Here is a 12,382-nt window from a genome sequence, read left to right on the forward strand (position 1 = left end):
CATCCTAATTTTTGACAATTTTATTCTATAAATAATTAGTACTATCCTGAAAAAATAAAGACATCAATGGATGGGGTAGGAAATAAAAATGTCTTAAAATACTTTTTTCTATATGCTAACTATTTGATAGTTAAATTTTACGTTATATAAATTTTAACATTATAAATTTAGACATAAAAGTTTGATATACAATACACTGCAAACTCAAAATAACTACGGTTAAACCGTATTTTATTGAATATCCCTTTTTATATCCCAATATTGAAAAAAATACAGCGAATTGTTGATTTTATCAAGATTATAGCATCATACAAATAGTTTTAGGCGAATTAAATATTAATTTATCAACATAAAACAACATGTACAAGTAGGTTTTATCTTATAATTGTTAATTAAATACTAAAATTTAACATTTCACAAATTCTAAAAAAGCACCTAAATTCCCCTTTATGACTTATGAGTGTCACCAATACAGTTTATGGAATATCCGTAAAAAAAGTATGTATTTTATTTTGTCAAACTTGTTTAAATTGATGCTAAAACCATATTTTTAGAATAAAAAAAACGCATGATATAGTCACCATGCGTTTGTAAAGTATTAGTTATCTTTTAGTTATATAAAACTATATAAAACCTCTTTTTCTAGCCTCTTCCAGAAGTTTTTGATCATCGGCTTTGGCAATAGAAAACATTTCTTTAATCTGATTCTTACGTTTCTCGATAGCACTTAATGAAAGACTTACATAGTTAGGAAGGTTTTTAGTTTTAACTCCACGAGAAAGATGATATAGAATCTTAAGATTCTTTTCATCTAATGAGAAATTATTAGTCATCATTTTCCTGAAATGATTATTCACCGTAGCACTATAATACGGTGTGCCACTTACTATATTATTAAAAGCCAATAATAGTTCACTAGAGGTCAGGTCACTTTTTATCAAGAATCCAGACGGATTAATATTTTTAAGAATATTATGTATCCTGTGATCTTCTCTATGCATGGTAAGGATAATAATTTTTGCTTTTGGCAATAATCTTTTTGCATGTTTTGCCAAATCCTCTCCTGAAGTGATCGTACCATCTGATGAAGGTGGTAATTTTATATCTACAAAAAGCATATCATAAGGAGTCCCATTAGATGCCTTCTGAATTTTCTCAAAAGCATCATCACAATTAGATGCAATATCAATTTTAATCTGGTACTCTTTTTGATTCTCTCCTAATAAGGTATTCTTGTACCCCTCAATGATCATAGGGTGATCATCAATCATAAGAACTTTAAGCTTTTTTTTCATCTGTTGTTTTAATTTGCAGTTAATTAGGCATTATTTATAAACTATTAAGGGGATAATTTATTATAACACTACCTTAGTTTACATTGATTTTTTGTGTTATCCTTATACCGGAACACTAACCGATACAGTAGTTCCTGTATCTTTATTACTAATAAAATCAACTACTCCACTCATCTGACTTACTCTGGATGTAATATTCTTGAGGCCAATACCTCTTTTTACTTTGGTACTTTTAAAACCAATTCCATCATCTAAAATAATAAGATTTATCTTATCATTTACATATTCGAAATTAATTTTTATCATTTTTGCTTTAGCGTGCTTAAAAATATTCTGCAACGACTCCTGTAAAATCCTAAATAAATTTACTTTTTTAAGGTCATCTACTTCCTCCCAATCTATGTTTTCATCATTCCTAAACTCAAAATCTATCTTATGCGCCTCACACAGATCACTAATCAAACTTTCTACGGCATCGATATAAGCTACCTCTGGTGACAGTGTCTCTGTACCCAAATCATGAGAAATCAATCTAATCTCTTTTTCTATCGCCTTTAATTCTTCTATATATTTGTTTCTGGCTTCTGTAAAGCCATCATTAGCTCGCTGGTTAATCCCATCCAAACTTAATCGTACGCCAAATAATCGACCCAACACGCCATCATGCAATTCTTCTGACATACGTTGCTGCTCTAATTGTCTTCCTTCTTCTAATTTAACCTGCTGGTTAAGGAGCAATCGATAGATCTCCTGGTTAGACTCTTGTTGCTGTTGTGCAAACAATAACTCTTTGTTACTCTGCTGCTGTCTAAAGATAATATAAATTAATAGGAATAATGCAGTTAATCCTAATACCGCAATGACCAAGATTTCATTTTCACGGCTGATAGCAGTTAGTTTTTCTTTTGTTTCCTCACTTTCAAATTGAATACGCGCAAATTTGTTGACATAGGACCGTTCTTCTTTTATCAGACTATCATTTAACTTTATATATTTTTGGGCATATAGTAAACCTTCGTCACTTTGAGACACTTCTGATAACAATTGATAAGAACGAAGTAATTCTACATTATTATGCACCTTAGAAGATGCATTTTTTGCCTGTTCAGCATAGTAAATTGCTAAACTATCATTTTCTTTAGATTGATAATATTCAGCTAAGTGTAAGGAATTAGTAGAAATACCTATTACATCATTAATACTATCTCTTATTTTTAAAGATTTATAAAATAAATCTAATACACTTTTAGTATCATTTCCAGACAAAAATTTTACATATGCAAGGTTATCCAGGTATCTTGCATATCTTTTAGGTCTTTTGTCCAAAAAAACCTTATAAGACAAAGCCTTTTTATAATATTTTTCAGCTTTTTCATATTCTTTCATGGTTTTATAAACAGTACCAATGTTATTATTCCCCAGGGCAGCATATAAAGTATCATTATTTGTATTTTTCCCATACTCAATAACCCTAGAATAGTAACTTACAGCATCATCATAACGTTCCAATTGTTTAGCAACAATCCCCAAATTGTTATACGAAACAGGTAAGTAAGATAAATCTTCAGATAGTTCAAACTTTTTAATCGCTCTTATAGTAAAATGTTCGCTTTTACTATAATCTTTTATTTTACGTGATAACTGTGCTAGATCAAGTAATATCTTTCCATGATCAAAGGCATAACTAGTTATATTTCTCTTTTGATTTTTATCAAATGTTAGGTAAATTTTATCCGCTTCATAGAAATTCTTATATGCGCTATCTAATTGTACATCTCTATAATAAATGCCTAGATACCCATAAGATTTTGCAATTTTTACGGAGTCCAAAATTTTTAAAGAAGATTTTAAAGCCTTTAAATTTAGTTGCTTGAATCTATTGTAATCTTCTAATGAATAATACTTAATTGATATCTCATGTAACTTAGCAATTTTTATCTCACTATCTGGAAATGTGCTAGCGACACCATAAGCTTTATTTAATATTCTTTTTCTTTCTTCAATAGATTTTGATTTATCTTCCGCACTTTTCAAATCAACATCTATTAAATTTATCTTTAATTCTTCTTTTTCAAAATCTTTGTCTTGATCTGAACAACCATAACAAATTAAAAGACAAAAAACCAAAAAAATACTTTTACCAAAAGACTTCATTTATTTTTTTAAATTAACATACAATTTAATGAATTAAAATAATACATAAAAAATAAAGAGGAGCATAAATTTATGCTCCTCTTTATTTTTTATGTATTATTCCTACTAATTTAGTAATAATAATGAATTAACTTGGTTTTACAGTAACATCATCTTCTTCTGAACTAAATACATCTTCAACTTCTATTCCAGTCTCTGCATCTACAGACTCAGCTTCACAAGCGATAAACATTGAACTTAAAAATAATATTGCGAATATAGTTTTGATAGTTTTCATAATCTTAATTTTTTAATGTTTTTTAGACTTTTTAATTTTTCTTTTTCAAGACATTGCTGCCTTATGGGGTTGTTTATTCATTGTTTACTTAAAGGTTAGCTGCGCTGCTATGTCTCTTTTTTATACTGTTAAAGTTTGTTTATAACCTTAATTGTACACTACAAATATACGCTCAAGCCTCGCGCGCGCCCAATATATTAAGGTGTCTTTAGTAGATGGATAAGTATAAGAGGTAGATGAACCGATTATACGAGTGGATGGTCATATTTTAAAAAAAGCTTAAAAAACTGTAGGAATTAAATTACTAAGGTTATTAAAAGAGAACATTACGGTTTTTACATAAAAAAGCCAATAAAACATAAATTTTATTGGCTTTTTCATTACTAGTATAAATCAATACTATATATATATTAAACTTTTCTTAGCTAAATTATCCTTAATTTCTTCAACATTTGTTTTATATGATTTTGAAAAAGGAATCAGGTCATTGGTGTTTTTTATAGCACATTTTGCTTTTCCGAAATGAATCCTCGAGACATACTTCGTATTTATAATATAGCTATTATGAATCCGAACAAAATGATCAGGCAATAAATTCTGGAAATGCTTTAATGTTTTAAAAGCTTCTACCTTATTACCATTGCTCATCATAAAATCTGTAGTATTATTATCCGCTTTTAAATAGAGGATCTCATCTACATTAAGAAAACGATAATCGCCATATGATTTAAAACACAAGGTATTATCAAGTACCTCGCCAAAATCTTTTTCAAACCGTAATAAAGTCTTTACCAATTGACTCTTTCCCAAAGGTTTAAGTATATAATCCAATACACTATTTCGTATTCCTTCTATAGCGTATTCTGCTGTTTTAGTGATGATTACAAACTCGGGAAGATGAGTCATATACTTAGTAAGTTCTGAAAGCAAGGAGTACTGAGTCTTATCATTATGCAATCCGGATACCTCTGGTTCTAAAAAAACCAACCTTGGTTTTCTTTCCAAAATTAAGTCCAGAGCCTCTTCTTCATCTTTAGCGATCCCAGTACATATATAATCGGAACGCCCTTCTAAAGTTAATTGAATAGAGTCTGCAGATTTTTTATCATTATCGATTATTATATAAGGGTATTTCATAGGGTGTGAAGATTAAAAAAATGTTATTGGTTATTAGATATATATTCAATTCTATTATTGTTATTTTAAGAAAAGGAACTATATTTTAACAATAGGCTCACAGTATTCACAAATACGCATTTAAACTATTATTAACACAAATTATCCTTATTTTTCCCAAAATCTAGTTACAAGATAGCTTATTTACCAATCAATAAGTTACGGTAAAACCACAATACTTATACGGATACATCACATTACCAGGTAGTTACATAATGCTATTCAGCGAATAAATATGTCTTTTATCGAAATATCGATTTAGAGATTCTAAAACGATTAGGTTTAATGATTAGTATTCATTATCAAAAAAAATGCTTCAGAAGTGATGTATTAAAGCTTAATTTTATTAAAAAATAGACAAAAACTATAGAATTAAAATTATTTATATCTAAAAATTATAGGTTTAACTTCTGAAATCTATCAAGATATTTCACAAAATATTTTAAATTGATTTTATATTTAGATTCCCGTTTTCACGGGAATGACATTTCATCGGAAATCCCGAGGCAAAGCCTCCTGGATTTTTTTTAATTACATCAAGAATGAAAAATATAGTTGTACTCACAGGAGCTGGCATGAGTGCCGAAAGTGGCATCAATACTTTTAGGGATGCCAATGGATTATGGGAAGGTCATGATATTATGGAAGTAGCTTCTCCCATAGGCTGGAATAATAATCCTGAGCTCGTATTGGATTTCTACAATAAAAGAAGAAGTCAGTTATTAGATGTAAAACCAAATAAAGCGCATCTTTCCTTAGTAGAATTAGAACAATCATACAATGTAACTATCATTACACAAAATGTAGATGATCTGCATGAACGTGCAGGTAGTAGTAACATTATCCATCTTCATGGCGAACTTCTAAAAGTAAGAAGCCAATTTGACGAAAAACTAGTATTAGACTGGAAAACTGACTTGAATATAGGAGACTTTTGTGAACATAATTCTCAGTTACGTCCGCATATTGTATGGTTTGGCGAGGATGTACCTATGATGGAGAAGGCCATTAATATTACCGAAAAAGCTGAAATATTAATTATAATTGGCACCTCAATGCAAGTATACCCCGCTGCAGGACTGGTACAATATGTATCACATCAAACCCCAATTCATTTTATTGACCCTAAACCGGCAATCCACCCAAGAGAACACTTAAATATTTTGGCAGAAAAGGCAACAGTGGGAGTACCTAAGGTAGTAAGTGAGTTGATGAGTTTTTAAGCAATCAGATCCTTCTTTTTTTAAAAATCAAAAAGTTGAAATGTAGCATAATGGTTAACTTATAATACCTCATCCACAACAGCGAAAAGCAATAAAGAAATGATTCACCTCGAAGAAATTTTAAGCAGCGTTAATCATTCTCGTGAAAAGAGAAGTCACTTTGCAAACCTAATTATTCAGCATCCTGAGTTATTACCAGAATTGTTACACATCTGCTCCAGAGTAGATGAGGAAATTTCGTGTAGAGCTTCCTGGGGATTAGAATTTTTATGTAAGCATCATCTGGAAGCTATTCTTCCATATCTTGATCAACTCTTTATGTTAATCCCTAAAGTATACCAGCATCCGGCAGTAAGACCGATGGCTAAGATATGCGAATATCTGATCTTAGCATATTATGAACAAAAGAAACCGATAATCAGGGATTCTTTAACCATAAAACATAGGGAGCAAATAGCAGAATTTTGCTTCGACTGGTTAATTACAGATCAAAAAGTTGCTCCAAAAGCTTATTCTATCACTTGCCTTTATTTATTAGGTACTGATTTTGAATGGATACATCCAGAGCTTAAAACAACACTGGAAAACAACTATCATTCTGGTAGTGCTGCTTATAAGGCTCGATCCAGAATAATTTTGAAAAAACTGAGATAGGTTTTGGCTTTAAAAATAGTGGATCATAAATCACAAATCAAAACTTATATCTTATCTTTGCAGCTTTCAAAAAATACACAACCTTATGTCGTTATCTTCCTTGCAAGCCATCTCTCCTATTGATGGACGTTATGCTTCAAAAACTAAATCTCTAAGCACTTATTTTAGTGAAGAAGCTTTGATCAAATATCGTGTACTCGTAGAAATTGAATATTTCATTGCTTTATGTGAGCTCCCGTTACCACAATTACAAGGAATAGATACTGGTTTATTTGAAAAACTAAGAGAGATCTATACTTCTTTCTCCTCTGAAGATGCTACCGCTATAAAGGATATCGAAAAAGTTACTAATCACGATGTTAAAGCAGTAGAGTATTTTATAAAAGAAAAATTCGATACTTTAGGGCTCCAGGAATACAAAGAATTCATTCATTTTGGACTGACATCTCAAGATATTAATAACACCGCAATCCCTCTTAGTATTAAGGAAGCTATTGGTGACGTATATATACCACAATATTTAGAGTTAAAGGATAAATTAAAATCTCTTGTTGAGGAATGGTCCGACGTTTCTATGTTAGCCCGTACGCATGGGCAACCTGCATCTCCTACTCGATTAGGAAAAGAATTCCAGGTATATGTGACTCGATTAGAAGCACAATTTGATTTACTAAATGACATCCCTAGCGCTGCTAAATTTGGTGGAGCCACAGGAAATTATAATGCCCATAAAGTAGCTTATCCAAATATTGACTGGAAAGCTTTTGGAACACAATTCGTTCAAGAAAAACTAGGGCTACATCATTCTTTTCCTACGACTCAGATTGAGCATTATGATCACATGGCTGCTCTTTTTGATGGGTTAAAGCGAATCAATACTATTATATTAGATCTGGATCGTGATGTATGGACCTATGTTTCTATGGATTATTTTAAGCAAAAGATCAAAAAAGGAGAAGTAGGATCTTCTGCAATGCCACATAAAGTAAACCCAATAGATTTTGAAAATAGTGAAGGTAATATTGGTATTGCTAATGCTCTATTTGAACATCTGGCATCTAAACTACCAGTGAGTCGATTACAAAGAGACCTCACAGACAGTACCGTTCTGCGTAATGTAGGTGTACCCTTTGGGCATACCGTGATTGCTTTTCAAGCAACACTAAAAGGACTGAACAAGTTATTACTTAATGAAGAAAAATTTGCTGAAGACCTTGAGAATAACTGGGCTGTAGTTGCTGAAGCTATCCAAACCATTCTAAGAAGAGAGGGATATCCTAATCCATACGAAGCCTTAAAAGGATTGACCAGAACTAACTCAAGAATTAATCAGAATTCTATTGCTGATTTCATAGAGACTCTGGAGGTTTCTGATGAAATAAAAACTGAATTAAAACAAGTAACTCCCTCAAATTATACTGGTATTTAAAGGTAAGTGTCTATTTAGCTTATGCTGAATAACAAAGTTACAATCATATTACCTGAGGTAATCTGTATAAAGAGTTTATTCTCTGTAGCGTTATAGGTATTTTAAAGCATCTTTTGTACCAATTATATTGATGGATATTTCTATTTTTTATTGGTTGTTTATTTTATGTAAATCTGAAATCCATAGAGCATTCTGAAATTATAGACAAAGAAAAACTTCGATTAAAAAATAATCGAAGTTTCAGTTTCTAGTAATTCATTTTATATCTATTAGAAATTAATCTATATCAAAAGTTTTAGCAATATTCTCTAGGCTACCTAAATCAACATCTCCTTTATCAATAGCATTCATCAACTTAACCATATTTTCAGGTCTCATATTATCTCCTAAAACCCTTACTAACGCCAAACCTTTTTCCTGGTGAGATGCAAAAACTATAACCTCATCAATATCATCTTCTTCCCCTTGAAATTTAAGCACTGCTTTTACACCATTAGATCCAAATCTCATTAAGGTTTCATATTTGTCATCACTCAGGATTTTATCAATCGTAGATTTCTCTTCTTCAAATCTTTTTTCTACATCTCCTTTTAGCGGTAATGCTAAAACATTAACTTTTTTAATACTGTTTAGAGCTTCTTTTTCATCATCAGTAAGCTTTACTTTATCAGTATCAATTAAACTAGATGGAAGATCAACAGCAAGAAAATCATTATCTTCTTGATGATCAACAAAGTATTTTTGTAATGAAGGTTCACTATTGCAACTCATTAGTAATGCTATGCAAGCTACACTGATGGCTTTAACTATATTTTTCATTTTGATTATTTTTTTGATCCGCCTTAAGCGAATAGGTTGATTGTTATTTTTGATTGATGATTTTTTTTGAATGAAACTAATTTTATATCCCATTGAGCCTGCCTCATGCAGGCTCAATAGGACAGTAATAACTAATTATTAGTTCTTTTTTACATTTTTTAATTCTTCTCCTCCAGGAACATTAAGGTGATCTGCAATCTTAGATACTTGCTTTAGATCAATATCTCCCGTAATCGTAAGCACCACCGTATCCGGACCATCTCCTTTTTCTTGTACTCCATCCAAGAACATAAATAATTCACTTACATGATCATCATCTTTACCTGGTTTAGAGTAGAATTTTACATTCTTCCCATCGCTATTAACACGCATTAATTCATCTAATGTAGAACTCTTAAGATATTTCGCTACATCTGCTCTCATTTGCTGACCTACTTCATCATTATCTGTAGCAAAAACTTTGATGTTCTTTATTTTTTCTACAAGATTCATATATTCCTGCACTTCTTTGTCATTACTTTCTATATCAATTTTGCTTAATAGCTTAAACATTTTGCTAGTTACCACCACAGAAGAAACATCTTTCATGTTCTCATACTTATCAAAGTTATTCTGAGCACTTGATATGTATGGTAATACTGCAAAAACTAAAACAATTACTAACTTTTTCATAATACTTACATTTAATTACCCGATATCCATTTTGCTAACAAAATTTCGGGACAGTCATTTTTATTTATTTTATTAATTTATTTTTAGTCTCTTCGAACTCATTTAAATACACCAAATCCTTTTTGGCTGTTTCGAACTCGTTCAGGTACACTAAGTCCTTTTTACCCTCATTCATTAATTGCGAAACCATATTGAGAATTTTCTTGGTTTCTTGTAATGCTATTTCAGGATCTTCATAAGTACCCATCTCTTCTGGATCAGGTGGAGTATTTGTTAAAAATATTCCCGCAATCAGAGCTATTGATGCTGCAATACCGACCCAAGCATAATTTTTTCGCTTCTTGTCTGTATTTAGATTTAGATCCTTGGTAGCAGTTATGGTGCTCTCCTGAGAAAAAAACTGAAACAGATCTTTGTATCTCTCTAGATGTGACGGCACATTTTCTCTGGTAAAATAAACCTTTAATTCTTTTTCTTCAGAAATGGTCGTTTCGCCTTCGAAATACTTTTCCAGTAATTTTTCAATGTTAGACAACTCCATAATTATGCTTTTTTAATAATTCTTCTCTAATTTTTTTTCTTCCTCTAGATAATGCTACTCTCACTGCTGTTTCATTAAGCCCTAACATATCAGCAATTTCTGCATTATTGTATTGTTCTATATCCCTAAGCTGGATAATCATTCTTTGTTGTTCTGGCAGATCATTCATAATCTTACCTACCCAATCCAGACTATCCTTTGCCTCTACTTGTCGCTGTAACGAAGGCCTCTCATCCTTATAATTGCTATGCACAATCTTCAGGTTTCCGGTTTCTTTAGCCTTTAACTTATCATAACAATAGTTTTTGGTCATCGTCATTGCAAAAGCTTCTACATTTTTATACTCAGCCATTTTGCCTTTATTCTTCCACAATTTCAACAAAACCTCTTGTGTAGCATCCTCTGCCTCTTCATTGCTTACCAACAAACGCTTTGCCAATCTGAATAGCTTGTCTTTAAATCCATTAGTAAGCGTTATAAATGCTCTTTCTTTCATTTGTTTTGGTTGTTGGTATAAAACTCCGTCAGTTTTATATAAGGGAGACGACTACATAAGTAATTTGTTACATTCTTTTTCTGAAATTATAATAAAGTCATTACATTTAAGGTTCTATTTACAAATAATAATGCTATGAAACCCCTAAAATATTTTGCCATATTTCTTTTCCTCGGAAGTTTTTTTACGAGCTGTTTTAATGATAACGATGATGTTATACGTCCTGCAACCCAGCTAGAAATAAAAAATTTTGTTAGAAGAGGAATGAATGCTCGCTATCTATATAAACCAGATGTTCCTGATTTGGCAAATAATAGATTTACTTCAAATTCGGAGTACATAGATTTTCTAAATGGTTTTTCTTCTCCTGAAGAACTTTTTCAAGCATTGCGCTCTAAAGAAATAGATCCTGCAAGTGGTAAAATGATTGACGACTTTAGTTGGATTGTAAATGACTATATAGCATTAGAGCAGTCTTTTAATGGTATTACATTAAATAATGGTATGGAGTTTGGTTTGGTTTCTTTTACTGATGATCCGGATCCAAAGATATTTGGTTATGTGCGTTATGTCTTACCAGGAACTGATGCCGAAATCAAAGGTATACAAAGAGGAATGATATTTAACACCATTGACGGGCAGGAAATTACTGTTAATAACCGCAGGAGTTTATTATCCCCGGATACGTATACAATTGGTTTAGCCACTTATGATGGTAATTCTGTTACTGCAACCGGAGAATCTATTTCTTTGACAAAAAGACAATACACTGAAAATCCAGTTTTTACTAGTAAAATACTAGATGTAGGTGGTAGTCCTGTAGGATATATTATGTATAATCAATTTAATGATGCTTTTGATCCTCAACTTAATGCTGTATTCGGACAATTTGTTGCCGGAGGTGTTACTGATTTAATTCTGGATGTGAGATATAACCCTGGAGGTAATACTGAAACTGCCAAAGATCTTGCTAGTATGATTACAGGACAATTTGCGGGACAAATATTTACAACAGAGGAATGGAATCCTGAGATTCAACAATTTTATCTAACTAATAATCCAGAATTTATAATTAATCGATTTGATAATCAAATAGTAGGCGGCACTCTAATAAATAGCCTAAATCTATCCAGGCTTTATATATTGACAACTAATGGTTCAGCATCCGCAAGTGAATTGATCATTAATGCATTGGATCCATATATCGATGTCATACAGGTAGGAACTACTACTAGAGGTAAATTTCAAGCTTCTACAACGATTTATGATTCAGACGACTTAAGAAGAACCGGAAAAAACTTAAACTTAGGACATCGATATGCCATGCAACCTTTAGTATTGAAAACTATAAACTCTGTAGGGTTTACCGATTATTTTGGTGGTTTTGATCCGGAAATACGCATTGCAGAAGATTTCACAAACTTAGGTGTTCTTGGTGATGAAAATGAACCTCTATTAAAAGCTGCCATAGATGATATTTTAGGCAATCGATCAAAAGCAAATTATAATACCAAGGAATTAAAATCTTTTGGAGACAGTAATATGTTTAATATTGATTATGAAATGATGTATAAAAAAGATATTACTATTCCTTTTAATTAAAAACAGAAAGCTCTTTATAAAAAAAACTCCCAAATTCAGATGAA

At 31.3% G+C, this 12,382-nt stretch carries 12 protein-coding genes; 4 read left to right on the forward strand and 8 right to left on the reverse strand.

Annotated features, from left to right (window positions below; genetic code table 11):
- Window positions 1-623: 623 nt before the first annotated feature.
- The 4 genes from J8M14_RS16815 to J8M14_RS16830 all read right to left on the reverse strand — a co-directional run bounded on the left by J8M14_RS16815 (window position 624) and on the right by J8M14_RS16830 (window position 4,863).
- The gene (locus J8M14_RS16815) at window positions 624-1,295 is read right to left on the reverse strand and encodes a response regulator (protein ID WP_211075980.1); all 672 of its coding nucleotides are present in this window, start codon (window positions 1,293-1,295) and stop codon (window positions 624-626) included.
- A 102-nt stretch (window positions 1,296-1,397) separates the two neighbouring features.
- A complete protein-coding gene (locus J8M14_RS16820; RefSeq protein WP_211075981.1) occupies window positions 1,398-3,329 on the reverse strand; it encodes a sensor histidine kinase in 1,932 nt (643 codons plus the stop codon).
- A 247-nt stretch (window positions 3,330-3,576) separates the two neighbouring features.
- Window positions 3,577-3,726, reverse strand: a complete 150-nt coding sequence (locus J8M14_RS16825; RefSeq protein WP_211075982.1) for a hypothetical protein — start codon at window positions 3,724-3,726, stop codon at window positions 3,577-3,579.
- 399 nt (window positions 3,727-4,125) lie between these two features.
- Complete coding sequence (locus J8M14_RS16830; protein WP_211075983.1) at window positions 4,126-4,863, reverse strand: LytTR family DNA-binding domain-containing protein; 738 nt, start codon at window positions 4,861-4,863, stop codon at window positions 4,126-4,128.
- A 581-nt stretch (window positions 4,864-5,444) separates the two neighbouring features.
- On the opposite strand from J8M14_RS16830, the gene J8M14_RS16835 reads away from it, so the two are divergent.
- The 3 genes from J8M14_RS16835 (at window position 5,445) to purB (ending at window position 8,208) form a co-directional block, all read left to right on the forward strand.
- Window positions 5,445-6,125, forward strand: a complete 681-nt coding sequence (locus J8M14_RS16835) for an NAD-dependent deacylase (protein WP_211075984.1) — start codon at window positions 5,445-5,447, stop codon at window positions 6,123-6,125.
- Between the two features lie 99 nt (window positions 6,126-6,224).
- On the forward strand, window positions 6,225-6,779 hold the full coding sequence (locus tag J8M14_RS16840) for an adenylosuccinate lyase (protein ID WP_211075985.1): 555 nt from the start codon (window positions 6,225-6,227) through the stop codon (window positions 6,777-6,779).
- Between the two features lie 85 nt (window positions 6,780-6,864).
- Window positions 6,865-8,208 (forward strand): adenylosuccinate lyase, encoded by a 1,344-nt coding sequence (gene purB, locus J8M14_RS16845; protein WP_211075986.1) that lies wholly within the window; start codon window positions 6,865-6,867, stop codon window positions 8,206-8,208.
- A gap of 276 nt (window positions 8,209-8,484) precedes the next feature.
- Here purB and J8M14_RS16850 read toward each other — a convergent pair whose 3' ends face one another.
- The 4 genes from J8M14_RS16850 to J8M14_RS16865 all read right to left on the reverse strand — a co-directional run bounded on the left by J8M14_RS16850 (window position 8,485) and on the right by J8M14_RS16865 (window position 10,736).
- The gene (locus J8M14_RS16850; RefSeq protein WP_211075987.1) at window positions 8,485-9,027 is read right to left on the reverse strand and encodes a DUF4252 domain-containing protein; all 543 of its coding nucleotides are present in this window, start codon (window positions 9,025-9,027) and stop codon (window positions 8,485-8,487) included.
- 138 nt (window positions 9,028-9,165) lie between these two features.
- A complete protein-coding gene (locus J8M14_RS16855; protein WP_211075988.1) occupies window positions 9,166-9,699 on the reverse strand; it encodes a DUF4252 domain-containing protein in 534 nt (177 codons plus the stop codon).
- Between the two features lie 64 nt (window positions 9,700-9,763).
- Window positions 9,764-10,240, reverse strand: a complete 477-nt coding sequence (locus J8M14_RS16860; protein WP_211075989.1) for a hypothetical protein — start codon at window positions 10,238-10,240, stop codon at window positions 9,764-9,766.
- Entirely contained in the window at window positions 10,227-10,736 is a 510-nt protein-coding gene (locus J8M14_RS16865) for an RNA polymerase sigma factor (protein WP_211075990.1), read from the reverse strand. The genes J8M14_RS16860 and J8M14_RS16865 overlap by 14 nt, the downstream gene beginning before the upstream one ends.
- 135 nt (window positions 10,737-10,871) lie before the next feature.
- Between J8M14_RS16865 and J8M14_RS16870 the strand changes: the two genes are divergently transcribed.
- Window positions 10,872-12,338 carry a S41 family peptidase gene (locus tag J8M14_RS16870; RefSeq protein ID WP_211075991.1) on the forward strand — a complete coding sequence of 489 codons (1,467 nt, stop codon included), beginning with the start codon at window positions 10,872-10,874 and terminating at the stop codon, window positions 12,336-12,338.
- Window positions 12,339-12,382: the final 44 nt, after the last annotated feature.

Origin of the sequence: Aquimarina sp. MMG016, from assembly GCF_018100805.1 — a bacterium.
Lineage (GTDB): Bacteria > Bacteroidota > Bacteroidia > Flavobacteriales > Flavobacteriaceae > Aquimarina.